General features: G+C 66.8%; 28 protein-coding genes. 10 read left to right on the plus strand and 18 right to left on the minus strand.

Annotation, left to right across the window (positions count from 1 at the left end; genetic code table 11):
- Window positions 1-3: 3 nt before the first annotated feature.
- The 7 genes from N687_RS0105430 to N687_RS22005 form a co-directional block, all read right to left on the minus strand.
- Window positions 4-711 carry an ABC transporter ATP-binding protein gene (locus N687_RS0105430; protein WP_029420891.1) on the minus strand — a complete coding sequence of 236 codons (708 nt, stop codon included), beginning with the start codon at window positions 709-711 and terminating at the stop codon, window positions 4-6.
- Window positions 695-1465, minus strand: a complete 771-nt coding sequence (locus N687_RS0105435; RefSeq protein WP_029420892.1) for an ABC transporter ATP-binding protein — start codon at window positions 1463-1465, stop codon at window positions 695-697. The genes N687_RS0105430 and N687_RS0105435 overlap by 17 nt, the downstream gene beginning before the upstream one ends.
- A gap of 3 nt (window positions 1466-1468) precedes the next feature.
- Entirely contained in the window at window positions 1469-2473 is a 1005-nt protein-coding gene (locus N687_RS0105440) for a branched-chain amino acid ABC transporter permease (RefSeq protein ID WP_051662976.1), read from the minus strand.
- A 3-nt stretch (window positions 2474-2476) separates the two neighbouring features.
- The gene (locus N687_RS0105445; RefSeq protein WP_029420894.1) at window positions 2477-3337 is read right to left on the minus strand and encodes a branched-chain amino acid ABC transporter permease; all 861 of its coding nucleotides are present in this window, start codon (window positions 3335-3337) and stop codon (window positions 2477-2479) included.
- Window positions 3338-3415: 78 nt separating this feature from the next.
- Entirely contained in the window at window positions 3416-4129 is a 714-nt protein-coding gene (locus tag N687_RS20730) for a 2-phosphosulfolactate phosphatase (RefSeq protein WP_051662977.1), read from the minus strand.
- 77 nt (window positions 4130-4206) lie between these two features.
- Entirely contained in the window at window positions 4207-5361 is a 1155-nt protein-coding gene (locus N687_RS0105455) for an acyl-CoA dehydrogenase family protein (RefSeq protein ID WP_029420896.1), read from the minus strand.
- 14 nt (window positions 5362-5375) lie between these two features.
- Entirely contained in the window at window positions 5376-5846 is a 471-nt protein-coding gene (locus N687_RS22005) for a PaaI family thioesterase (protein WP_051662978.1), read from the minus strand.
- A 203-nt stretch (window positions 5847-6049) separates the two neighbouring features.
- Between N687_RS22005 and fadH the strand changes: the two genes are divergently transcribed.
- Entirely contained in the window at window positions 6050-6847 is a 798-nt protein-coding gene (gene fadH / locus N687_RS0105465) for a 2,4-dienoyl-CoA reductase (protein WP_231493405.1), read from the plus strand.
- 92 nt (window positions 6848-6939) lie between these two features.
- Here fadH and N687_RS0105470 read toward each other — a convergent pair whose 3' ends face one another.
- The 5 genes from N687_RS0105470 to N687_RS0105490 form a co-directional block, all read right to left on the minus strand.
- Entirely contained in the window at window positions 6940-8136 is a 1197-nt protein-coding gene (locus N687_RS0105470; protein WP_029420899.1) for an acyl-CoA dehydrogenase, read from the minus strand.
- 60 nt (window positions 8137-8196) lie between these two features.
- Window positions 8197-9504 (minus strand): dihydrolipoamide acetyltransferase family protein, encoded by a 1308-nt coding sequence (locus N687_RS0105475; RefSeq protein ID WP_029420900.1) that lies wholly within the window; start codon window positions 9502-9504, stop codon window positions 8197-8199.
- A 14-nt stretch (window positions 9505-9518) separates the two neighbouring features.
- Window positions 9519-10496: an alpha-ketoacid dehydrogenase subunit beta gene (locus N687_RS0105480; RefSeq protein ID WP_029420901.1), complete on the minus strand. Its 978-nt coding sequence runs from the start codon at window positions 10494-10496 to the stop codon at window positions 9519-9521.
- Window positions 10478-11584 (minus strand): pyruvate dehydrogenase (acetyl-transferring) E1 component subunit alpha, encoded by a 1107-nt coding sequence (gene pdhA, locus N687_RS0105485; RefSeq protein WP_029420902.1) that lies wholly within the window; start codon window positions 11582-11584, stop codon window positions 10478-10480. Before pdhA ends, N687_RS0105480 begins: the two co-directional genes overlap by 19 nt.
- Before the next feature lie 78 nt (window positions 11585-11662).
- Window positions 11663-12763, minus strand: a complete 1101-nt coding sequence (locus N687_RS0105490; RefSeq protein ID WP_051662979.1) for a YheC/YheD family protein — start codon at window positions 12761-12763, stop codon at window positions 11663-11665.
- A 96-nt stretch (window positions 12764-12859) separates the two neighbouring features.
- Between N687_RS0105490 and panD the strand changes: the two genes are divergently transcribed.
- Window positions 12860-13237 (plus strand): aspartate 1-decarboxylase, encoded by a 378-nt coding sequence (gene panD / locus N687_RS0105495; RefSeq protein ID WP_029420904.1) that lies wholly within the window; start codon window positions 12860-12862, stop codon window positions 13235-13237.
- Window positions 13238-13391: 154 nt separating this feature from the next.
- Complete coding sequence (locus tag N687_RS0105500) at window positions 13392-13910, plus strand: GtrA family protein (RefSeq protein ID WP_051662980.1); 519 nt, start codon at window positions 13392-13394, stop codon at window positions 13908-13910.
- Here the strand turns inward: N687_RS0105500 and queF are convergent.
- Window positions 13846-14211: a preQ(1) synthase gene (queF, locus tag N687_RS0105505; RefSeq protein WP_029420906.1), complete on the minus strand. Its 366-nt coding sequence runs from the start codon at window positions 14209-14211 to the stop codon at window positions 13846-13848. The genes N687_RS0105500 and queF overlap by 65 nt on opposite strands.
- Before the next feature lie 108 nt (window positions 14212-14319).
- Here queF and N687_RS0105510 point away from each other — a divergent pair, with 108 nt between their 5' ends.
- Window positions 14320-15756: an RsmB/NOP family class I SAM-dependent RNA methyltransferase gene (locus tag N687_RS0105510; RefSeq protein WP_035462071.1), complete on the plus strand. Its 1437-nt coding sequence runs from the start codon at window positions 14320-14322 to the stop codon at window positions 15754-15756.
- A gap of 51 nt (window positions 15757-15807) precedes the next feature.
- On the opposite strand, the gene N687_RS0105515 is transcribed toward N687_RS0105510, so the two are convergent.
- Window positions 15808-16998, minus strand: coding sequence for an acetyl-CoA C-acetyltransferase (locus N687_RS0105515; RefSeq protein WP_269320485.1), 1191 nt, complete (start codon window positions 16996-16998; stop codon window positions 15808-15810).
- A gap of 254 nt (window positions 16999-17252) precedes the next feature.
- Here N687_RS0105515 and N687_RS0105520 point away from each other — a divergent pair, with 254 nt between their 5' ends.
- From N687_RS0105520 to N687_RS23735, 3 genes are all read left to right on the plus strand, one after another.
- Window positions 17253-17645, plus strand: a complete 393-nt coding sequence (locus N687_RS0105520) for a DUF2089 domain-containing protein (RefSeq protein ID WP_029420909.1) — start codon at window positions 17253-17255, stop codon at window positions 17643-17645.
- Entirely contained in the window at window positions 17642-18646 is a 1005-nt protein-coding gene (locus tag N687_RS0105525) for an SHOCT-like domain-containing protein (RefSeq protein ID WP_029420910.1), read from the plus strand. Before N687_RS0105520 ends, N687_RS0105525 begins: the two co-directional genes overlap by 4 nt.
- Window positions 18647-18730: 84 nt before the next feature.
- Window positions 18731-18868 (plus strand): hypothetical protein, encoded by a 138-nt coding sequence (locus N687_RS23735; protein ID WP_156040049.1) that lies wholly within the window; start codon window positions 18731-18733, stop codon window positions 18866-18868.
- Window positions 18869-18906: 38 nt separating this feature from the next.
- Here the strand turns inward: N687_RS23735 and N687_RS0105535 are convergent, their stop codons facing one another.
- From N687_RS0105535 to N687_RS0105545, 3 genes are read right to left on the minus strand one after another with little or no spacing between them, the layout of a single operon-like run.
- Window positions 18907-19131 carry a hypothetical protein gene (locus tag N687_RS0105535; RefSeq protein ID WP_029420911.1) on the minus strand — a complete coding sequence of 75 codons (225 nt, stop codon included), beginning with the start codon at window positions 19129-19131 and terminating at the stop codon, window positions 18907-18909.
- Between the two features lie 40 nt (window positions 19132-19171).
- Window positions 19172-20332, minus strand: coding sequence for an aminotransferase class V-fold PLP-dependent enzyme (locus N687_RS0105540; RefSeq protein WP_029420912.1), 1161 nt, complete (start codon window positions 20330-20332; stop codon window positions 19172-19174).
- Between the two features lie 4 nt (window positions 20333-20336).
- Window positions 20337-21137: an SDR family oxidoreductase gene (locus N687_RS0105545; RefSeq protein ID WP_051662981.1), complete on the minus strand. Its 801-nt coding sequence runs from the start codon at window positions 21135-21137 to the stop codon at window positions 20337-20339.
- A 165-nt stretch (window positions 21138-21302) separates the two neighbouring features.
- Here N687_RS0105545 and N687_RS0105550 point away from each other — a divergent pair, with 165 nt between their 5' ends.
- On the plus strand, window positions 21303-21650 hold the full coding sequence (locus N687_RS0105550) for a hypothetical protein (RefSeq protein WP_035462072.1): 348 nt from the start codon (window positions 21303-21305) through the stop codon (window positions 21648-21650).
- A 27-nt stretch (window positions 21651-21677) separates the two neighbouring features.
- Here N687_RS0105550 and N687_RS0105555 read toward each other — a convergent pair whose 3' ends face one another.
- On the minus strand, window positions 21678-22223 hold the full coding sequence (locus tag N687_RS0105555; protein WP_231493406.1) for a peptidylprolyl isomerase: 546 nt from the start codon (window positions 22221-22223) through the stop codon (window positions 21678-21680).
- Between the two features lie 187 nt (window positions 22224-22410).
- Between N687_RS0105555 and N687_RS0105560 the strand changes: the two genes are divergently transcribed.
- Both N687_RS0105560 and N687_RS0105565 read left to right on the plus strand, forming a co-directional pair.
- On the plus strand, window positions 22411-22992 hold the full coding sequence (locus tag N687_RS0105560) for a hypothetical protein (RefSeq protein WP_029420916.1): 582 nt from the start codon (window positions 22411-22413) through the stop codon (window positions 22990-22992).
- Between the two features lie 66 nt (window positions 22993-23058).
- Window positions 23059-24015, plus strand: coding sequence for an aldo/keto reductase family protein (locus tag N687_RS0105565; RefSeq protein WP_029420917.1), 957 nt, complete (start codon window positions 23059-23061; stop codon window positions 24013-24015).
- The last annotated feature ends 52 nt before the right edge of the window (window positions 24016-24067 follow it).

Genomic DNA, 24067 nt, shown 5'->3' on the forward strand with positions numbered 1-24067 from the left:
GGCCTAGAGGCCCAGATAGGCGTCTTTGACCCGCGGATCTCCAAGCAGTTCGTCCCTTGACCCTTCCAGCACAACGCGCCCGTTTTCTATCACATAGCCGCGGTGCGCGATGGCCAGCGCCGTCTGGGCATTTTGTTCCGCCAACAGTACCATCGTCCCGCCGCGGTTGATGTCCGCCACCGCGGCCAGCGTCTGCTCCGCCACGACCGGTGCCAGACCGAGGGTGGGTTCGTCGAGCAACAACAGCTTGGGGCGGGCCATCCATGCGCGCCCGATGGCCACCATCTGCTGCTGCCCGCCACTCAGAGCCCCCGCCGGTTGGTGGCGTTTCTCGTACAGGGCGGGAAACAGGGCATACACGTCCTCCAAGGACTTCCGCAAGGCCGATCGCGGACGGCGGCACGTGTAGGCGCCGAGCAGGAGGTTTTTTTCCACCGAGAGGCGGGGGAACAACAACCGTCCTTCGGGACACTGGGCGATCCCCGCCGCCACGATGGCCGCGGGACTGCGTCCCGTAAGTTGTTCCCCGGCGAATGCGATCCGCCCCGCCTGCGGACGCACCAGTCCGCTGATGGCACGAAACAGGGTGGTCTTGCCGGCGCCGTTCGCCCCAAGCAAGACGACCAGCTCGCCTGCGTCCACGCGGATCGACACCCCATGGACCGCAGGGGATGCTCCGTACGACACGGTCAGATCAGACACCTGCAACAACCGAATTCCCCCCCAAGTAGGCCTCGATCACGGCGGGATCCCGGCTGACCGCGTTCGGCGCACCCTCTGCGATCTTCCGCCCGTGGTGAATCACGACCACCTTGTCCGCCAACTGCATGACCATCCGCATCTTGTGCTCGACGAAGCAGACCGTATGCCCGTGCTCCACCAGCTTCCGAATCAACTGCATCACCCTGGCCGTCTCCTCCGGGTTCAGCCCGCCGGCGATCTCGTCCAACAGCACCAACTTCGGCTCCGTCGCCACACACATGGCGATGGCCACCCGCTTCTGCGCCTCCTGAGAGAGGGTGCCCGCCGGCCGGTCGGCCAAGGATGCCACCCCGGCAAACGCCAGGGCGGCCATGGCGCGCTCCCGGAGCATTTTGGCTTCGTGCCGCAGCCTTGGCGTGCGCAGCAGGGCGTCCCACAGATGGGACCGAGTGCGCAGCCGGCACGCGGTGATCACGTTGTCCAACACCGAGTCCTCCGCAAACAGCTGGGTGGTCTGGAACGTCCGCGCCACGCCGCGGCGCGCCATCTCATGGGCGGCCAGTCCCGTCACGTCCTCCCCGTGGAGGCGAATGCGCCCCGCCGTCGGCTTCATGGCCCCCGCGATGAGGTTGAACAGCGTGGACTTCCCGGCTCCGTTTGGCCCGATGATCGCCGTGATGGACCCCGGATCGACGGTGAACGTCACGTCTTTGACGGCATCGATCCCGCCGAAAGACTTCCCGATCCCCTCTACGCTGAGCACCTGTCATGCCTCCTTTCGCAACGCTTCGGTAGGTGCCGGGCCCGCGACGCGTACGCGCCGGCCCCGACGAGCCAGGATGGCGCCGGGGAGGCCAGCCAGACCGCCCGGGAAAAACCGGATCAGGATCACCAGCAGCGGGCCGAAGATCAACATTTGATACTGCTGGAACGCCTGGAGCCACTGGGTCAGGGCCCCCACCAATAGCGACCCGACCAGCGGGCCGGGCACCGTCCCAATCCCCCCCACCAGCAGGTACAGCAGCATGTCGAAGGTGATGTCCACCCCCGTCACGTCCGGCCCGAGGTAGCCCAGGTACCCGGCGAACAGGCCTCCCGCCACCCCGGCGAAGACCGTCGACAACACGAACGCCAGTCGCTTCGTCCGCATCACCGGCACCCCGACCGCTGCCGCCAAGTCCTCGCTCTGGCGAACCGCCGTCATCGCCCGGCCCACGGGCGAGCGCAGGATGGCCCACGACGCGTACACGGCACCCGCCAAAAACACCAGCACCAGGTAGTACTTGGACGCGGCAGAGTCGAACGTGAGAGGTCCGATGGGATTGGGATCCGGGATGTTGACCAGCCCGACCTGGCCGTTGGTCAGCCCGTCCCACTTGTCGATCACGAGGTTCAGAATGACGCCCACCGCCATGGTGAAGATGGCGAAGTAGTGTCCTTTGGTGCGCAGGCACACCCATCCGACCAGGTACCCGGCCACCAGAGTCAGCACTGCGGCGACCAACAGAGCCAACCAGAAGGACACGCCCAGGCGCAGGGTGAGCAGCGCGACCGTGTACGCCCCGATACCGAAAAATCCCGCGTGCCCCAAGGAGAGTTGGCCCGTGAACCCGAGGACGACGTTCAGACCGTACACCCCGATGGCCCAAATGCACGCGAGTGTCAACACCTGCAGGTAATAGGGGTTCGGCGTCACCAAGGGCACCAGGATGGCCACGAGGGCACACACCACCCAGGCCGCCCGCCGTACACGACGTGTCACACGCCCCATCGTTCACACCCTCCTCGTGAACAGCCCTGTCGGCCGCACGGACAAAATCAACACCAACAGCGCAAACGCGATGACATCCTGGTAATTCGTGGACACGTACGCGCCGCCGATGCTCTCCGCCAGGGCGAGGATGTAACCGCCGGCGATAGCGCCGGGAATGCTGCCCATCCCACCGATCACGATGATGGCAAACGCTTTCATGATGACCATCAGGCCCATGGCCGGGAAGATCAGGTGGATCGGTGCGATCAGAGAGGCGGCCAGGCTCGCCAAGGCGGCCGAGAGGGCGAACGCCAGCAGAGAGATACGCTGGGTGGGGATGCCGACCAGCTGCGCTCCCGCTCGGTTTTGCGCCACTGCCTCCATCGCCATCCCCAGGGTGGTGTGCTTGAGAAACAGATACAACAGCCCCATGCACATCAGAGCCCCCAGCACGACCACCAGCTGCTGCTCGCTGATGGTCAGCCCGGCGACGTTCAGAATCCGCCCGTAAGGCGTGGGCATGCGCTGAAAATCCGGTCCCCAGATCCACTGGGCCAGCGCTTCCAGGAACAACATCACGCCCACAGAGGCGATCATCGCGTGCACCTGGGGCGCATGCCGAAGGGGCCGGAAGACCACCCATTCCAACAGCGCCCCGACGCCAGACAACACCACCGCCGCCGCCAGCGCCGCGGGCCAATACGAGAAGTGGGCGGAAACCAACAGGAACAGCGTGATGTAAGCCCCGAGCATGTACAGATGTCCGTGGGCGAAGTTTGGGATCTCCATCACGCCGTACACCAGGGTCAACCCCGTCGCCACCAGGCTGTAGATGCTCCCGAGCACCAACCCGTTCAGAATCTCCTGCGCCAGGAATGTCACGTCTGGTCACCCCCAAAAAAACGTAATTATCCACATCGAAGGTAACTTAATAATTTTCAGACATTAAACGCCAAGCGTTCACGCATCCGCCTCCTTCAACAGCCCGTCCCGCACTTCCACCACGGACGTACTCGCCCCCACTTCGCCCGTGAAAGCGACCACTTCCTCCAGACCCCGGCTCGCCAACCAGCGGCCGACGCGGCTCTGTGCGAGCCACTCTGCGGCGGTGCGTTGCGCGGCCAGCGCCCGGGCCATCACCGCCGCGTCGTTGAGGCGGGCATGACCATCGTCCAGCAGCTCAGTCAACAGCCCGGCGCAGACGAAGTCCTCCAGCGACAAATGGCCCCTGCTCCCTGCGCAGATGAGGTAAACGTCCTCCGGGGCCAGCGTGTTCAAAAACTGCGCCGTCGCCGGGGCATTGCGAAAGCAGGCGATGAACAGCCGCGCGGCCGCCTCCGCAGCGCGGATGGCGCGCGTCCCGTTCGTGGTGACGAACACCAGATCCCGGTCCCGCACGCGATCCCGGGTGTACTCCGTCGGCAATGGGCCGCAGTCGAAGCCCGGAATATCATATCCGTCCTGCTCGCCACCTTTCAGGCTCCCCGGCAGCCCGGCCGACCGCTCCAGCGCCTCCAGCACGCTGTCGACGGGAAAGACGCGGCGGGCGCCGCGCTCGAACGCGGTCACGAGGGTGGTGGTCGCCAGGCACACATCCATCACCACCGCCACCGCCCCCTTGAGCCGGTGCGGCTCAATCTCCTGCCGGGTCGCCCACACGTGGATTCTTCGCATTCAAGCACCTCCCGTTGCCTGTGCGGCAGCTGGACCTGGCGGAGCGGCGAGCCGGCCACCCGCCCGGTCCGCCCCCTTCAGGGCCGCGAATATTCCCGCTGCAATCGGCTGGCGATGATGTTCTTCTGAATCTCGGACGTCCCCTCGTAGATCCGGGTGATGCGCGCATCCCGGTAAAACCGTTCGATGGGGTAATCTGCGATGTAGCCGATGCCCCCGTGAACCTGCACGGCCTTGTCCGCCACGCGGTTGTACACCTCCGAAGCGAACAGCTTGAGCATCGCAGCCTCCTTCACCACGTCCTCGCCCTGGTCCATCTGCCAGGCGACCTTGTAGGTGAAAGCGCGCAACACCTCCGTTTCCATCGCCATCTCCGCCAGATAGTGCTGGATGATCTGCTGCTCGAAGATCGGTTTGCCGAACTGCACGCGCTCCTGGGCGTACCGAACCGACCGGTCGACGAGGTATTGGCACGACCCGAGGCAACGGGCCGCCAGCCCGGCGCGCCCGTTGGCCAGGATCTTCAGGGCGTTGACATATCCCTGGCCCTCTTCGCCGAGCACGTTTTCCACCGGGACTTCCATGTCTTCGAAGTACAGCTGGGCCGTGTGCGAACCGTGCAGCCCCATCTTCTTCTCCACGCTGCCCACGTGAAATCCCGGGAAGTCCCGTTCCACGATGAAGGACGTGATCCCCTTCGCCCCTTTGGCCGGATCGGTGACCGCCATCACGGTGAACACGTGAGCGATGGGCGCGTTCGTGCAGTAGATCTTCTGGCCGTTCAGGATGTAGCGGTCCCCTTTGCGCTCGGCGGTGGTCTGCAGGTTGGCCGCGTTCGATCCCGCCTGAGGCTCCGTCAGCGCGAACGCGCCGATCCACTCCCCCGTCGCCATCTTCGGCAGATAGCGCCGCCGCTGATCCTCATTGCCAAAGGCGACGATGCCGACGGACCCGATCCCGTTGTGGGCCCCGAGGATGGTCGTGTACCCGTTGATGGTCTTGCCGAGTTCCTCGAAGATGGCTGCCTTGCCGACCATGTCCAGCCCCATCCCGCCGTAAGCCTCCGGGATGCTCAGGCCGAACAGGCCGAGCCGGCGGGATCGATCCAAAATTTCGTCCGGCACCCGGTCCTCGCGCTCGATGTCCATGGCGTGCGGCTCGACTTCATTCGCCACGAACTCGCGCACCGTCTCCTTCATCGCCAACAGCTCTTCAGACAGACGAAAATCCATCGTCGCCCCCCCCCTCATCGCGCCTGCCGATGGTAAAACGTCCCGGTCGCCGTCGCCACCAACGCGCCGCTGTCGTCACGCACCTCGCACCGGGCGGAATTGAGCAGGGCGCCCGCCGCGACCACCTCACCCCTGGCCACCAACTGCCGGCCACGGCCGGGCTTGTGGTACCGCACGCTCATCTCCAGCGTCACACCGGGCCGGCGTTTCTCCATGTAGCTGGCCATCCCCATGGCGTTGTCACACAGGAAGGCCGTGACGCCGCCGTGCACCATCTTCGCCGGGTTGAGGATGAGATCGGTCACCGGCAGCGTGATGGCGGCCTGACCGTCGCGGTCTTCCACCCGCCGTTCCGCAAAAAAATGGTGGAGAAAGTAGCTATCCCGTTGCCGCGCTTTCTCGCTCGCACGCCCAGCCTTCAGCGCCACTTCCAGGTCCTCATCCGACAATTGCGCCAGCTGTGCCAAGAGATCTTCCCGCGTCATTCGCGTCACTCCGAATCCAGGCAGGGTGGCGGTGCGCTTGGAGGTCGCCACCCGCTGTTTCACATTTGAAATTGCGTTTCAACTTGATAAATTCAAGATACCGGGTCGCCTCTCACCCTGTCAACGCATTCCCTCCCAAAACTTCCGTCCGGTCGGAAGGAAATGATATATTCGAGCCACACGGGAGGAGGGACCGTATGGGTATGACAGAGAGGAGCACCATGCTGCCCCCGGGCACCTTTGACGGGCAGACCGCCATCGTGACCGGCGGCGGAACGGGATTGGGGCGCGCCATCGCGCTGGAGCTGGCCGCGCTCGGGGCCAACGTCGTGGTGGCCAGCCGAAAGCTGGAGAACTTGGAAGCCGTGGTGAAAGAGATCGAAGAGAAGGGCGGCCGCGCTCTGGCGGTGCCGATGGACGTGCGCGATCCCGATCAGGTGGCGCGCACGCTTCAGGCGGCGCTGGACCAGTTCGGCGCCGTACATCACCTGGTCAACAACGCGGCCGGCAACTTCATCTGCCCGGCCGAAAAACTGTCGGTCAACGGCTGGCGGGCGGTGGTCGGCATCGTGCTGGATGGAACGTTCTACTTCAGCCAGGCGGTCGGCCGCCACTGGATCGGCCTCGGCCAGGGCGGCACCATCACGAACATCATCGCCACCTACGCCTGGGGCGCGGGGCCCGGCGTGGTGCACTCCGCCAGTGCCAAAGCGGGCGTGCTGGCGATGACGCGCACGCTCGCGGTGGAGTGGGGCCGTCATGGCATCCGGGTCAACGCCATCGCCCCCGGACCGGTCGACGGCACGGGCGCGGCGCCGCAGTTGTGGCCCACAGAGGAAGCCCGGCGGCGCGTGTTGGCGGGCATCCCCCTCGGCCGTTTCGGAGAGGCCAGCGAGATTGCCCACGCCGCCACGTACCTGATGTCCCCGTACGGCGCGTTCATCTCGGGGGAATGCCTGACGGTGGACGGTGCGAATTGGCTTCAGCGAGCCCTCTTCTAGATAGGCGAGGGGGCGGTTCCGCTTCACGAAGCGCTCTCGCGAATCGTTCCGCGGCACCGCCCCCTCACCACTGTGCAACGCACCCCGCCGATTCAACGCAGCTCCAGTTTCGCCACCTGCCGCCGATGCACCTCGTCTGGACCGTCCGCCAGCCGGATGGTGCGCGCGTGCGCCCACATCTGTGCGAGCGGGAAATCGTCGCTCACACCAGCGCCGCCGTGCGCCTGGATGGCCCGGTCGATCACGCGCAGCGCCACGTTCGGGGCGACCACTTTGATCATCGAGATCTCCTTCTGCGCCGCCTTGTTGCCGACCGTGTCCATCATGTACGCCGCCTTGAGCACCAACAGGCGCGCTTGTTCGATCTCGATGCGCGAGTCGGCGATCCACTCCCGGATCACGCCCTGTTCGGCCAGCGGCCGGCCGAACGCCACGCGCTCCTTGACGCGCTTGACCATCAGCTCGAGCGCCCGCTCCGCCATGCCGATCAGACGCATGCAGTGGTGGATGCGGCCCGGGCCCAGCCGCCCCTGCGCGATCGCGAATCCCTTGCCCTCTCCCCAGATCAGGTTCGAGGCGGGCACGCGCACGTTTGTGAAGGAGATTTCCGCGTGCCCGTGGGGCGCATCGTCGTAGCCAAAGACCGGCAGCAGGCGCTCGATCTTCACCCCCGGGGTGTCGAGCGGCACCAGGATCATCGACTGCTGCTCGTGCCGCGGCGCGTCCGGATTCGTCTTGCCCATGACGATGGCCACCTTGCAGCGCGGATCGCCCGCGCCGGTCGACCACCATTTTCGGCCGTTGATGACGTACTCATCTCCGTCGCGGACGATGCTGGCGCGGATGTTGGTGGCGTCCGAGGAGGCCACGTCCGGCTCCGTCATGGAGAAGCAAGAGCGGATCTCGCCATTGAGCAGCGGGATCAGCCACTTCTGCTGCTGCTCCGGCGTGCCGTAACGGACCAATACCTCCATGTTTCCGGTGTCCGGCGCGGAGCAGTTGAACACCTCAGGCGCGATGGGAGAGCGGCCCATGATCTCCGCCAGCGGCGCATACTCCAGATTGGTGAGCCCCGCCCCCCACTTGCTGTCCGGCAGGAACAGGTTCCACAACCCAGCCGCCTTGGCCCTCGCCTTCATCTCCTCCATCACCGGCGGGATGGTCCACCGGGACGGCGCCTGGGCCAACTGCTCGCGGAACACCTTCTCCCCCGGATACACCACCTCTTCCATGAATGCCGTCAGTTCCCGCTGCAACCGCTTTACCTTGTCGGAGTACTCGAACTCCATCGTCCTTCCTCCCTCCCCACCCGCGCGGGTGATGCTCCTCTCCCCGCTCGTGCCGGGTGATTACAGTTCCAACACCAGCCGCTCGGGCCGCTCCAACCGCTCCACCACGTGCCGCATGAAGCGGGTTGCGTAGGCGCCGTCGAGCACCCGGTGATCGAACGTCAATGAGACAGCCATCAGGTGGCGCGGTACCACCCGGTCCTCGGCGTCAAACATCGGCCGCCGGACGATGCGCCCAGTGGCGAGGATCGCCACCTGCGGGTGATGCAGGATCGGCGTGGCGAACGTACCGCCGAACGAACCGATATTCGACAGAGTGAACGTCCCGCCCTGCAACTCGGCCACCGTCAGGGTCCGTTTGCGGGCCCGCTCCGACAAATCCTGTATCTCCCGCGCCAGCTCGAGAAGGCTCTTCCTGTCCGCGTCGCGGATCACCGGCACCACCAGTCCGTCCGGCGTATCCACGGCGATCCCGATGTGGTAGCGGTGCTTGAGCACGATCTCTCCGCGCGCGTCGTCCAGGCTGGCGTTCAGGTACGGGTAGGCGCGAAGCCCCGAGATCACCGCCTTGATGATGAACGGCAGGTACGTCAGTTTGACGCCGAGCGCCTCCGCCTCGGCGGCGGCCCGCGCCCGGAAGGCCACCAGTTCCGTGACGTCCGCCTCGTCCATCCCCGTGACCTGGGCCGCCGTGTGCAGGGAGTGGACCATCCGCTCGGCGATCACGCGCCGCAACCCGGCCAGGCGGACGCGCTCCTCCTCCGCCTCGGGCGCCGCGGCGGGCGCGGGCGCTCTGGATATGCCCGGCGCTCCTGATGTCCCCGATGGGCCGGGCGCTTCCGGCGCTCCCGGCACTGCCGGCGATTCGGGCGCCTGCCCCCGCGCGGGACCTGCGAGCCCAACCGAAGCAGGTTCTCCGCTCCGGGCGGCCGCCTCGACGTCGGCCATCGTCACGCGCCCGCCGGGCCCGCTCCCGGTCACCCTGTCGATGTCCACGCCGAGCTGGCGCGCCCGTTTGCGCACCGCAGGGGCGGCCAGTGCCCGACGACGGCCTCCCTCGCCGGACGCCGTGCCGCGCACCGCACCAGCCTCCCCTTCCGAAGCTGCTGCCGAGGCGCCGGCCTGTTCGGATTCGGTCTCGATTTCCACCAACACCGTGCCCACCGGGACCACCGCCCCCTCCGGCACCAACACCCGCAGGACCCGTCCGGCGACGGGTGAAGGGATCTCGACCAGGGCCTTGTCCGTCTGGATCTCCGCCAGCACTTGGTCCATCGCTACCGATTCGCCCGGGGAGACGTGCCAGCGGACCACCTCCCCCTCGTGCACGCCCTCGCCGAGGTCCGGCAACGCCCACCGATACACCATGTCCTTCACGCTCCTCACGCCTGCATCACCCGGCGCACGGCCGCAAGCACACGGGCGGGCGTCGGCAGCCACAGGTCCTCCACCGCCGGCGGCGGGTACGGGGTGTCGAATCCGGTGACGCGCTCGACGGGGGCGAGCAGCGAATAAAACGCCCCGTCGTGGATGGCCGCCAACACCTCGGCCCCGACGCCGCCGCTGCGCACCGCCTCGTGCACCACCACCGCGCGGCCCGTCTTCTCCACGGAGCGCGTCAGCGCCACCGCGTCGATGGGAGAGACCGTGCGCAGGTCGATGACCTCGCACGATACCCCTTCGGCGGCTGCGGCGTCCGCCGCCTCCAGCGCGACGGGCACCGTCGGTCCCCAGGCGACGATCGTCACGTCCTCGCCCGCCCGCGCCAGACGGGCTTGTCCAATCGGAACCGTGTAGAAGCCATCCGGCACCTCCATCCGGCCGAGGCGATACAGGCGCATCGGCTCCAACACCAGGACCGGGTCCGGGTCCTCTACGGCCGCGAGCAGCAACCCCTTGGCGTCGTACGGGTTGCTCGGCATCACCACCTTCAGACCGGGGGTGTGCAAGAACAGGGCTTCCAGGCTGTCCGAGTGTAGTTCGGGCGTGCGCACCCCGCCTCCGAAGGGGGCGCGGACGACCAGTGGCACCGTGAAGCGCCCCTGGGTCCGAAACCGAATGCGCGCGGCCTGGGACGCCAACTGGTCCATCGTCTCATAGATGAACCCGAGAAACTGGATCTCTGCGATGGGGCGCATCCCGGCGACGGCGAGGCCGACGGCCGTGCCGACGATGCCCGATTCGGCCAGGGGGGTGTCGATCACGCGATCCTCCCCAAACCGCTCCTGCAGCCCCTCCGTGGCGCGAAACACGCCGCCGTTCTTGCCCACGTCTTCGCCGAGGACCATCACCCGCGGATCGCGGGCCAGAGCCGTGGCGATGGCGTCTTGGATCGCCTGGATCATCGTGCGCTCGGCCATCCGACTCCCCCCCGTTCCGCCTGTTCCGCCAAGAATGCGGCGCGTTGGGCCGCGAGCCCGGGTGTCGGTTCCGCGTACACGTGCCCGAACAGCGCCTCCGCCGCGTCCGGCGCCGGGTACGACTCGGCCCTGTCCACCGCCGCAGCGATGCGCTCGTCCACCTCCCGGATCCAGGCGGCCTCCGCCGCCTCGTCCCACGCTCCCCGCCGCTCCAGATAGAGGCGCACCCTGCGAATGGGATCGCGCGCCTCGACCCAGGTCTGGTGCGCCTGCGGATCGCGGTAACGGCGCGGATCGTCCGCCGTGGTGTGTGGCCCCTGCCGGTAGGTGACCGCCTCCACCAGCGTCGGCCCGCCGCCGGCGCGGGCCCGCGCCACCGCCCGGCACATCGCGGCGTACACGGCGACCACGTCATTGCCGTCGACGCGGATCCCCTCGATGCCGTACGCCACCGCCTTCTGGGCCACTGTCGGCGTCGCCATCTGCCGGGTCACTGGAACGCTGATGGCGAACTGATTATTCTGGCAGACGAACACGGCCGGTACCCGAAACACCGAGGCGAAGTTGAGGGCTTCGTGGAAATCCCCTTCCGACGTCGCGCCGTCCCCGAAAAACGCGGCCGCGACGCGGTCTTCCCCGCGCTGTTTGCAAGCCCAGGCCGCCCCCACCGCGTGCAGGATCTGCGCCGCAATGATGATCTGGCCCGGCAGCATGTTCAATTCCGCGGGCATCTTGCCCGCGTCCGGGTGGCCCTTGCTGAACAACAGGGCCATCTCCGGCGGCAGCCCGTGGTACATCATCCCGGCCACCTCCCGGTAGCTCGGGAATACCCAATCCGTCTTCTCCAGCGCCGCGAAGCTGCCGATTTGGGCCGCCTCCTGGCCGGAGAACGGCGCGTAGGTGCCCAGCCGTCCCTGGCGGTGCAGGTTCAAGGCCCGCTGGTCGAAGCGGCGGGCGAACACCATCCATCGATAGAATGAACAGAGCCGCTCGTCGTCCAACGCATCCGGCCACTCCCCGACGACGGATCCGTCCGGTGCGAGCACCTGGTGCGCCGGGATCTCTTCCTCCCATCTGTACGTGCGCAATGTCCTCCCCCTTCTCCGGTCGTGACCACGAGGTCGCCCCGCGCCAGCGCAGAACGCGCCGGCACGGGCCGGTGGCCGTCACACGCGACCTCTGCGCGCCAGATGGACGAGAAATTCTGCGTTCAAGCGGGCCGCCATACGCTTCATTTCCGCATCCAGCAGCGACCGGGCCGGTTTCGGATTCATCTCAATCAGCCAAACGCGCCCGGCGTCGTCGACGCCCAGGTCGAACCCGAGCAGGCCCGTGGTCGGTCGGCGTGCACTGATTTTCTTCGCGATCGCCAAGGCGCATTCCTCCAGGTCGGCGACCGGAATCACCTTTCCCTCGCGAGCCGCGAGCGCCCGGCAGCGCGCCAGGTCGAGCCGTTCCCCGCCGGCGACGAGATTGGTCACCACCCCGTCCCGTGCGGCCCGCTTGGGAATCACGCCGACGGTGCGCCACCTGCCGCCGAGGCCCCGGCAAACCACCACGCGGAAGTCCACTTTCCGTCCAGCCAGGGTCATCAGGGGTAACCCGCGCTGCACCAGATGCGGAGTACGCGCGTGGGTGGTCAGCCAGGTGGCCAGTGCCCGCTCGGTCATCCATCGGCGCATGGCGCCTCCTTGGCGCAGGCGATCGGCGCTGACGCGAAACCTCCCGTCGCGGGACGCCTCCACCCGCGTCACGCCGGTGCCGCCGTAGCCCCCGATCGGTTTCACATAGGCGCTACGCCACTCGTGAATGTACGCGATGGCCTGGGTGGGCGCGGTGAGCCGGTGGGTCTCCGGCAGGTAGCGGGCCAGATCGGTATGGCGCAGCCACCGGTACAACTGCCATTTGTTCGGAAGCACCGGATTGAACAACGGGATGCCGTGCCGCCGGGCTTGGGCCCGCAAGCCGTTGGTATACCCGCGCACGGCCAAATGGACGAACACATTCTCGTAGAGGGCTTGCGGGAGCGGACGCCAGACGCAGCGCCAGGGTCCCTCGGGACGGTCCAGATCGGCCGGCACCCAGGCGTGCACGCGGCGCGCCGCCCAATTGACATCCTCAGGGGAGAACACGGACAGCTCCGCACCCAACTCGGCAGCCCGCAATGCCATGCGGCGGAAGTATGCGATCGGCCGCGCCCCCGAGGGGCCTCCGCTACGCGGCAGGACCGTGGTGACGATGCCCACGCGCACCATTGGATCGCTCACACGAGTCACCCCTCACAAGAGCCTTGCACATGATATGTCGGGAGATTTGGCAAAGGCTGGACAACCGCCCAGGGGTGCTAGGATGGAGGGGATTCGGTGCTGAGAACAGTGTGCAAGGGCAAGATCCACCGTGCCACGGTCACGCAGGCCGACCTGAACTACATGGGCAGCATCACCATTGACAAGGTCCTGATGGACGCCGCGGATATCCGTCCGTTTGAGGTCGTGCAGATCACCAATCTGTCCACCGGAACCATCTGGCAGACGTATGCGGTTGAGGGCACCCCCGGATCGGGGACCATCTGCCTCAATGGCCCGCCTGCGCGGCACTTCCAGGCAGGAGACAAGGTGATCATCCTGTCCCTGTCCATCGTCACGGACGAGGAGTGGGCCCGGCTGGAACCTCGCGTGGTGTTTGTCGACGATCGCAATCAGATCCAGTCGGTCGTACGCCACAAGACCGTCGATCCGTGACGGCTGCGCCAGACCCGGTCACAAGCGCCGGAATCCTTTCTGTGGGCTTCTTTCTTCAAGCAAATTTCGAAGTCGCGGGGGTATGAATGAGGAAAGCCGCGGCGGGCCGGGCGTCCCGTCGTCCGCCCGGTGAAGTCACGACGGGAGGTCTCCCATGCCCACCGCGATGCGAAGGTTTCGTCTGGCACCCGGAATCCGCGGCAGCCACGATACCCGCGCTGGCGTCGTCAAGTTCGCTTGCGTCGGCGCCCTCTCTGCGGCCATCGATTTCGGCGTGCTCAACGCCCTCCTGTGGACCGCGCCGGCCGGTGGATGGCAGCGGACGCTGTACAATACCATCGCCGTTGCGTGCGCTCTCGTCAACAGCTACGGGTGGAACCGCCGCTGGACGTTCGCCGAGCGCGCGGACGGCAGCCGCAGCGAACGGCGGCGATTCTTCCTGCAGGCGGCGCTGAACGTCGCCCTCAACGACGCCACGTGGCTGACGCTCGGCGGTTGGTTGTCGCACCTCGGCCACCTGCAGCCGCGTGTGGCCGATGACGCCGCCAAAGCGGCCGCGATGCTCGTCTCATCCACCGCCAGTTACGAGTTGATGCGACGGTGGGTGTTCAGGCGGGATCCGGCTGCCGGTACTCCACCGTCACCTTCGTGTGAATCCCGCCGCGCACGGTGAAATCGCCGATGACGCGGCAAAAGCGCGGCTTGGCGGCGGCGACGAAGTCGTTGAGGATGATGTTCGTCACGTCCTCATGGAAATGCCCTTCGTTCCGAAAGCTCCACAAATACAGCTTGAGGGATTTCAGCTCCACCAGGTACGGCCCCGGCTGATATTGAATGGTAATGGTCGCGAAGTCCGGCTGCCCGGTCATCGGACAGACGGTCGTGAACTCCGGCGTCGACATCTCGACATCGTACACGCGGTCCGGGTGCGGATTGGGCACCACGACCAGCTCTTTGCTCGGCTGCGTCGGCATGGATAACCCCCCTTTTCGTCCATCCACACTATACGGACGAACGCCCGTGCGCGCAACCATCCGTCCCTTGCGGTATCCTGGACATACATCCGCAAGGAGGGAGACCGCGTGAATGCACCCCGCGCATTTGCCGATTGGATGATCCGGTGGCTCGGCCCGGAATGGGACGACTTGGCATCCGCGCTGGAACAGCCGCCGCTGCGCGCCGTCCGGCTCCACCGCGTGGACGTGCAGCCCGCCCGGCATGCCGGCCCCGCGTCGGCAGACGGCGCCGGCCCCCTCGCCGCCGCCGTGACGTTGCCCGTGCCCGAAGCGGTGCGCCGCGAACTGGGCGATCCCGTGCCGTGGGCGGACGGCGGCTACTACATCGCGCCCGACAGTCCGCTCGGCCGCCTGATCTACCACGACATGGGCCTGTACTATCTCCAGGAGCCCTCCGCCATGGCTGCCGTCGCGGCCCTGGCCCCGCAGCCCGGCGAGTGGGTGCTCGATCTGTGCGCCGCCCCCGGTGGCAAGACCACCGCCATCGGCCGCGCGCTCGGGGGCCACGGGTGGCTGGCCGCCAATGAGATCCATCCGGGGCGCGTCGAGGTCCTGGCGCAGAACCTGGAGCGGACCGGTGTGGAGGCCACCATCTTCCAGGAGACACCCGAGCGTTTGGCGGACGCCCTCGGCCCGTGTTTCGACGCGGTCCTGGTGGACGCACCCTGCTCCGGGGAGGGGATGTTCCGCAAAGACCCGGCGGCCATCGCGGAGTGGTCGCCAGACGCCCCTGCGCGCTGTGCGGATCGCCAGCGCGAGATCCTCAGGCACGCCCTGCGCCTGGTTCGCCCAGGGGGGCGATTGGTGTACTCCACCTGCACGTTCAATCCAGTGGAGAACGAACAGGTCGTCGCGTGGGCGCTTCAACACCACCCGGTGGAGGTCTTGCCGCTGCCGGAGTGGCCCGGGTGGACGCCCGGGCAACCCGATTGGGCGAACGGCGATCCGCGCCTGCTGCACACCCGCCGCCTTTGGCCGCACCGTGGTATGGGCGAGGGGCACTTCGTTGCCGCGCTGCAGGTGCTCCACACCCCCGCGGCGGACGGGAGCGCCCGGGCCGCCGTCCGCGGCCGCGGGCGACCACCGAGTAAAGTCCGGCTGGAGGGTTGGTGGGACGACCTGCTCAGCGTCCCCGTCCCCGAGTCTTGGCGACGACCGCTGTGGCGGGGGGACTTCGCATACACCTGGCCGCCCCGCCCGCTGCCCGACGGACTGCGGGTCCTGCGGCCCGGCGTGCCGATTGCCAGGAGGCTGCGGGATCGCATGGAGCCGCTGCATGCCCTGGCGATGGCGCTCGCGCCAGGGGCGGCCAGGCGGTCTCTGTCCCTGGGCGAAGCCGACGCGGCCCGCTACCTCGCAGGAGAGGCGTTGGCGGACACCGGAGAGAAAGGATGGGTGTGGGTGCATGTCGACGGTCTGCCTCTCGGGTGGGGAAAGCGCGCGGCGGGCCGCGTAAACAACCTCTACCCGAAGGGCCTTCGCCGGCCGAGGTTCATCGGATAGGGTGCCACACGGGCCCGCCGCGGGTCCGCCGGATTCCGGTCAGGCTTAGGGTCAGTCCGCGGTGGATTCAATCACCATCGCGATGCCCTGCCCGCCGCCGATGCACAGGGAGGCCACGCCGATGCGTTCGCCGCGCCGGCGCAGTTCGTACGCCAACGTGAGCAACACGCGCGCCCCGCTGGCACCGATGGGGTGACCCAACGCGATCGCGCCGCCGTTGACGTTGGTGCGTTCCCGGGGCAGGCCCAGTTCCCGCTCGACGCTCAGGTATTGGGCCGCGAACGCCTCGTTGACCTCCCACAGCGCCACGTCCTCGAACGACACCCCGGCCGCCGCCAGGGCCTTGCGCACCGCCGGTACCGGGCCGATGCCCATGTACGCCGGCTCCACACCGGCCACCGCCCAGCCGAGGATGCGCGCCACGGGTTTGAGCCCCCGCTCGGCCACCGCCTGTCCGGACGCCACCACCACCGCGGCCGCCCCGTCATTGATACCACTGGCGTTGCCCGCCGTGACGGTACCTCCCGCCTTGAAGGCAGGTTTGAGCCTGGCCAGCGCCTCGAGGGTCGTGCCCGGCCGGATGTGCTCATCCTGCTCCACGAGGGTGTCGCCTTTTCGGCCCGGCACGGACACCGGGACGATTTCTTCCGCCAGCCGCCCCGATGCCCGGGCGGCCGCGGCGCGCGCTTGGCTCAGGCATGCGAACTCGTCCTGCGCCTCCCGGGTAATGCCGAAACGTTCCGCCAAATTCTCTGCCGTGATCCCCATCGGCAGGTTCCCCCGGCAATCGGTCAGCGCCTCCGTCAGCACGTCGGCCGCAACGGCATCGCCCATGCGCTGTCCGAATCTGGCCCCGCGCAACACGTAAGGCGCCTGGCTCATCGACTCCGCCCCTCCGGCCAAGGCGATGTGGCTTTCCCCCAGCAGGATATCCTTGGCCGCCGTCACCACCGCCTGCAACCCCGACCCGCACAGCCGGTTGACCGTCAGCGCCGGCGTCTCCACCGGCACGCCCACGTCCAAGGCGATGTGGCGCGCGAGATACGGCGCCCCGTTGTGCGACTGGATCACGTTCCCGAACACCACGTTGTCGACCGCGTCTGGTTCGACGCCCGAACGGCGCAGCGCTTCCGCCGCCGCGATGGCGCCCAGGCGAGTCGCGGTGATGTCCTTCAGGCTGCCGCCGAACGATCCGAACGGTGTGCGCGCACCGTCCACCACATACACAGGCATCCGATCCATCTCATCCCCTCCCGCCCTCATTATCGCATGGGCCCGGCCCCGTGGATAGGGGGCGGTCCCTGTTCATCGGGCCGAGCCACCGTTTTTATCGGGATCTTTCACTTTTTACATCTCGACATGCCCATTTTTAATGAACATGTTTGACATTGTTGATTTCTGAGTTCATAATCGAAATGGACCCACCGGACCGGCCGGATCCGGCCTCAGGGCGGCATGTCCGGTCCCCGTCGGGAATCCGAGAGGAGGTTCACCCTGTGGCTTATCCCATGCCCACGCGCTGCCCCGCATGCCAGACAGCGATGCAGGTGACCGAGCTGACCTGCCCGCAGTGCGACACGAAGGTCCAGGGGACGTTCACCGCCCCTGCACTGTTTCAATTGAGTCCGGAGCAGGCGCAGTTTGTCGAGGTATTCCTGCGCTGCCGCGGCAACTTCAAAGAGGTGGAGCGGGAATTGAAGATCTCCTATCCGACCGTGCGCGCCCGGCTGGATCAGGTGATTCAGGCGCTCGGTTACACGCCGGCGCCCGAGGTGGCACCCGCCGACGCTTGGGCCGAAGTCGGCGAGGTGTTGGACGCCCTCGGAAGCGGCGAATTGACTTTTGAGGAAGCTCTGCAGCGATTAAAGGAGGACCGGTTGTCCCGATGAGCGAGCAAAGAAAAATTCTCGACCTGTTGGCGGAAGGCAAGATCACAGCGGAACAGGCAGAGATGCTCCTGCAGGCCCTCGGAGGCGATAGCGGGCGTGCGGCAGGCACGAAGGCGTGGCAAGAGTGGAGCCGCCGCATCCCCCTTCATGACCTGAAACAGGTGGGGGCGCAGATCGCCTCGACGGTCACCCAGTCCTTGAGTGAAGTGAAGCGCACGCTCGAACAGCAGAAGCGCGTGGTGGAACAGCAATTGGAACATCTGTCGTGGAACCAGCCCGTCGTGTCCGTGTCCCATGATCTGCGGCTGCCAGAGGGCGTCACGGAGGTATGTGTGGAGACCGGCCACGGCAGCGTGCAGATCGCCGAAGGGGACGGCTCAGCTATCACCATCCATGTCCGCGCCCGCGTGCGGACCGACAATCTGGCGGATGGCAAGCGAGCCCTCGAACAGGCCCTGCAGACCCTCCACGGTGACGACCGGTTTGAGTTGACGGTCCTGCCTGGATTCAAGGACGCCGACTCCGGTGCTGCCGTGGTTTCTGCGGATGTGGACGTGTTTCTGCCCCGCGGCGTCCGCCGCGTGTTGGCGCGGACCCGCAGCGGACGGGTGTTGGCCGATTCGGTCCAAGCCGGGGAACTGCGGCTTGAGACGACGCGCGGGAGTGTGTTGGCCATCCGCTGCGCGGCCGATCGCCTGCATCTGGACAGCGAGTCAGGGTCCATCAGCATTCACGCGATGGACGCCAAAACGCGAAGCGTATACGCACAGACCAAACATGGCACGATCGACATCGACGGGGTTCCAGACGGCGTGACCGTCACCGGAACCGCGCATACCAGCATCGGGACCGTCGATATCGACGCCGAGCGCTTTGAAGTGGAGTTCGGCGAGACATCGCGCCGCAACAGCGCCCGGTTCCGCCGTCAAGCGGACACGGGGGAATCGGTGCTGCACATCCAACTGACCGCCCGCAACGGCGCCATCAAAGTGCGCGGATAGCGTACACAGCGGACAGCGGATGCGTTGCCGCGGCCCACGCGGTACACGGCATGCCGGCGGCCCCGGGAAGGAGTGGGAAGAGGTTTGGATCGGACACACCCGCTGTACACCCTGGTCTGCATCCTGGTGGCCGCCGCCATCCAAGCGGTGCTGTTGTGGAAGCTTCGCGGGGGGATGGAAAAAGCCCGCGCGGACGCGGATCCGGAGGACCCGGTCTCATAAAGCCGGGTTTTCCTTCGGTTCCGTCCCAGGTCCGTGTTTCACCCGCCGAGTCCCATCCGCACCGGACCACGCACGAAAGCCGTCAGTGCCCCCATCCACAAGAAGAGCCAGGGCAATACACAGAGCAGCATCCCGATGAAGGCGAATCGCAAAAACTCCCGTTCGTCATCCCCTATGCGAAGACGCCAGACGGCCCGCAACAGGAAGTAGATCCCCGAAAGAAAGCACGCGGTGCCCAACAGCGCCATCACCAGCCCCACCATGCCGCCTCCCCCTCCTTCGCCTGCCGCTATACCGGCGTCATTACGCCCTCGCCTGCTCCAGCCACTTCACGAACCGTTCCACATCGTCCTCGTGGTTGTACAGCCCGAAGGAGATCCTGAGCGAACGCCCGTCCGGACTGATCCCCACTTCGATCCCGTGCGCCCGCGCGTCCTCCGCCCACGCCGCGGCCTCCCGCCCAGCGACCTCCAAGGCAAGCATCCCCGCCCGCGCGTCCCGCGGCGTCAGTACCCGGACGTGCGGGAGGTCGAGCAGACCCTCCATCGCCTGGCCGGACAGCCCGCGGACCCGGGTGAACACCAAATCCCAGCCGGCCTGGCCGCGCAGAAAGCGAAGGCTCTCCAGCCATCCGGTCCACTGCGCCGGATCGCCCCAAGCCAGCTCAAGCCGCCTCGCATCCGGCGCCAGGAGAAAAGACCCCCACGCGTCGAGAGCAGACGGGTCGGCCAGTGCCGGCTCCCCCGTCAAGGCCGGTTGCAGAACGGACCACACGTCCGGGTGGACGACGACAGCTCCCACCCCGAACGGGCCGCAGAGCCACCGCCGTCCGTCCAACACATAGATGGGGATGCCGCTTTCCTCCAGTGCGATGGGATCTGCCCCTGCGCCGTAGGAACCGTCGACGATGAGGAGGACGCCACGCGCACGGCATACTTCGGCGAGCGCTTCCACCGGCATGCGCCGGCCGCTCTGGTGGGCGACGTGCGCACAGATCATCGCGCGGGTCCGCGGGGTGATGTTCGCCCCGGCCTGGGCCAAAAGCGTCTCTCCGTCCAGGCTGCCGGAGAGGCGCCGGATTACCACACCCCGCCGCTGGGCGAACGCGTACAGGGGGAGCAATGCGTCCGCGTCGCCGAGTCCAGCGTACAACACCTCGTCGCCCGCTTGCAGCGGCGATCCCCACAGCACGAGCCCCAGTCCGTGCGCCGTCCCCATCGTCAACGCGATGCGGTCCGCGGAGGTGTGAAATAAATGTGCCAGCTGCTCGCGCACCTGCTGCCGGACCACCGCGAGCCGCGACGTATGCACCGGTTCCAGCCGCCCCTCCGCGCACGCCTGGGCATACACGGTCTGCATGGCGGAGGCGGCCGCCTCCGGCAGCGCGCCCGCGTACGCCGTGTTCAGATACGTCACTCCACGCACCGCCGGAAAATACCGGCGCAGATGATCCGCGTACGCCATCCTCTCACCCCTCGCCGGATACTCCCTCGTGTGCACGCCGTCCGCCCGCCGGCGCCTCTTCGCGGGCGCGGATGTCGCGGCCGCCGGTGACCTGCGTTACGGTCCCGTTCAACTGCTGGCTGTCCTCGTGGCAGAGGAACGCGATCAACCGCGCCACGTCTTCGCCGACAGGTGGCCGGTCACCGCGGGGACCGGGCGGCACCTCGCGGATCATGCGCTCTTTGTTCTCCCCGCGGATGTCCCCAGGGCAGACCATGTTCGCCGTGATCCCGAAGTCGCGCTCTTCGCGCGCGATGGAGCGCGTGAGGCTGGCGAGGGCGGACTTGGCCGCCGCGTAGGCCGAACGGTGGCGCCAGCCCGCCGCCTCCCCCGCGCCGTCATACCCGACCGTCACGATGCGGCCAAATCCCCGCGCTCGCATCCCACCGATGAGCGCCCGGTAAATCCAGAAGAAATTGTTCAAATTCCCGTCCATCATCCGCGTCCACATCTCGTCGGTGTACGCTGCCAGCGGGATGCGCTCGAACACGAAGGGCCCAAAGTTATGGACAAACGCGTCGATGGCGGAACACTCAGACAGGAACTTCGCGACAACGTCCGACACCTGGGCCCGGTCCAACAGATCGGCCTGCGCAACCCACACTCGCCGGCCCCGTTCACGGGCCAGTGCGGCCAACCGCTCGGCCTGCGCCAGGCTCGTCCGGTACGTGAAACACACATCCCAGCCGGACTCCAACAGCGTGCGCACGACGGCAAAGCCGAGCCCGCCTGCGCCGCTCGTCACCAATGCTGTGCGGACCGTCATGCGCTGCGCGGTCCCCCTTCAAGGCACCACCCGCTGTCCCGGCCCCCGGGACGCTGGCGGCGAAAAATCCAACGTTGTCCGCGGCGCTCAGGTTCACCTATGATGAAAGTATGCCAACAGATCGCCATACACATCACTATACCTGACCTTGCAGGAGGTGCGCCGATGTCCTTCAAACTCGACCCCAGGCTCGGCATCGAGCTGCCGGATTTCGAGCGGCCGTACGAGGAAATGGATCCCCGGGAACAAGAGGAGATTCTCGTACAGTGGGAACGGATCCGCGCCAAAATCCCCGACCAAATCGTCCGTTTTGAACGAGTCATCGAAGACCTGCTGCAAGAGGTACACAAGGAGGAAGACTGGGACGTCATCTCCGCCCACTTCGCCGACATCGCCGATTACGCGAGCCGCATCCACGAGTTGAACACCTGGCGCCGTGTCGACCCGGCGCTCGGATCCATTCCGGCCCAGGGCCACGCCCAGGAACATCGGGATCGAGAAAAGGCGACGTGACCTTGGGTGCCCTGCATTCGGGATCGCTCAACCCGCTGGGCGCGTGACGATCTCCACCGAGATCATCCGCACGTCCTGGACGGGACGGCTCATCTCGCCTGTGGCGGAACGGGTGACCGGTGTGGCGGCGATGCGCTGCACCGTGTCCATCCCCTCCCGGACGCGGCCGAACACCGTGTAGTTCGGATAGCGGTTCAGATGCTGGCACTGCTCGCCGGTACAGATGAAAAACTGGGATCCGTTTGTGTTCGGCCCCGCGTTGGCCATGGCCACGATCCCTGGCTCATACGGCCGCACGGGCGGGAGCTCGTCTGCGAACCGGTAGCCCGGGCCGCCCATCCCGGTGCCGGTCGGATCGCCCGTTTGAATCATGAAGTCCCGGATGATCCGGTGGAACACCACTCCGTCGTAAAACCCGTCCTTCGCCAAAGCGACGAAGTTGTTCACCGTCAAGGGGGCCTCTTCCGCAAACAGCTCCACGGTGAAATCGCCCTCGCTGGTGTGGATCACCGCCTCATACTGTGTGTCCGCCAAAAGCTGCATGGCGGGCGCCCGCCCATATTGTTTCGGCACCAGCAACACCCTTCCCTGCCTGCGTGGTGGATTCGGCATGCGCTGGGTCTTTCGCGCCGCCGCAGTTGGCTCGATCCTAGCACACACCCGCCCCCCAGTCCACTAACGGCTTGCACTGAGCGCGGCCTGGAAAAAATGGTACACTGAGACCAAGCGTATGCCATTTTGATTTTTGGAGCGTGTCCCGATGCCAGCGCATACCCAGTTCATCTCGCTTTTCGCCCCCCCGATGGAACAGACGGGCGGCCATCAAGGCTGCGGCCCCCGGTCCTTGCCGATCCCGCAGGCGTCCTGGATTGAAGCGCGCGACGCCAAACCCCTGCTCTCCCGCGTCGTATCCGCCTGGCGCCAGGAGGCGGGGTCCGCGTACGCCGAAGCGACGGCCATCCGATCCCTCGCCGCCATCCGCCACCAGTTCTGGCTGGCCGATTGCGGGCATCAGCCGCCCCCGATGCTTGCTGCGGCGAACTGGCCAGGCGGGCACACAGCCGGGCTATTGGCGGGTTGGCCACGGCACGCGCTGCGGGACTTTTTCATCACTGGCGTCGCGCTGCATCCCTCGCTCGATCCCGCGTCTCCGGACGGCCTCCGGACCGCCGAGACCCTGCTCGAGTGCGCGATGGATGCAAGCGTTCAGGCGGGGTGTGGCGGTTGGCTCGCCTGCCTGGCGGGTCCCGATGACGCCTGGTGGGAAGCGCTCGGTTTTTCGCCGAACGATCCGTTCACCCTCCGCCGCCTCGGCTACTTCCGCCGAAGCCCCCTTCAGTAAACCCGCCAAATCCGTCTTTGCCTGGGGAACCGGGTGGGGTACAATGGGGAGCGGAGGTGGAGGGACATGGAATACCGCAGACTTGGCAAGAGCGGCTTGAAAGTATCCGAGATCGCGCTGGGAAGCTGGCTTACATACGGTACCGTGACGGAGCAGGAACAGGCCATCGCCTGCATCAAGACGGCGTACGACTTGGGCATCAACCACTTCGACTGCGCCAACGTCTACGGCGCCACCCCGCACGCCGCCGAGCAGGTCCTGGGTCAGGCGTTGCGCGAGTACCCGCGCGACAGCTACGTGGTGACGACGAAGGCGTTCTGGCCGGTCGGACCAGGCGTCAATAACCGCGGCCTCAGCCGCAAGCACATCTTCGAGGAAGTCGAAAAGAGCCTCCGGGCGCTCGGCGTCGACTACGTCGATATCTTCTACTGCCACCGGTATGATCCAGAGACCGACCTGGAGGAAGTCCTCCGCGCCCTCGACGATCTCGTCGCCCAGGGCAAGGTGCTGTACACGGGCATCAGTGAGTGGCCGGCCGACCGCATCGCGGCCGCGGTCAGCCTGCAGAAGCAGCTCGGCCTGCGGAAACTCGCAGCCAGCCAGCCGGTGTACAACCTCTTCAATCGCTACATCGAGACGGCGGTCATTCCCATCTGCGACGAGGCGGGCATCGGCCAAGTGGTGTTCTCCCCCTTGGCCCAGGGCGTGTTGACCGGCAAGTACAAGAAGGGCCAACCGCTTCCGGAAGGCTCCCGGGCCGCCACACCAAAGGTCGCTCAGTCCATCCAGCGGTATCTGGACGACGCCTTGCTCGACAAGGTGGAGCGCTTGCGTACCGTCGCGGACCGGCTGGAGATCTCGCTCGCCCAGCTTGCGCTTGCCTGGGTGCTGCGCCTGCCGAGCGTGTCCAGCGCCCTCATCGGCGCGTCGCGTCCGGAACAGGTGAAGGAAAACGTCAAGGCGTCCGGGTACAAACTGGACGAGGCGACGCTCGACGAGATCGAACAGATCCTGCAGTCTTGACCCAACGCAGGGCGGACGTACGATGCACCGCCCGCATCGCTCGGCCGGGAGG

The sequence above is a fragment of the Alicyclobacillus macrosporangiidus CPP55 genome, assembly GCF_000702485.1.
GTDB lineage: Bacteria > Bacillota > Bacilli > Alicyclobacillales > Alicyclobacillaceae > Alicyclobacillus_H > Alicyclobacillus_H macrosporangiidus_B.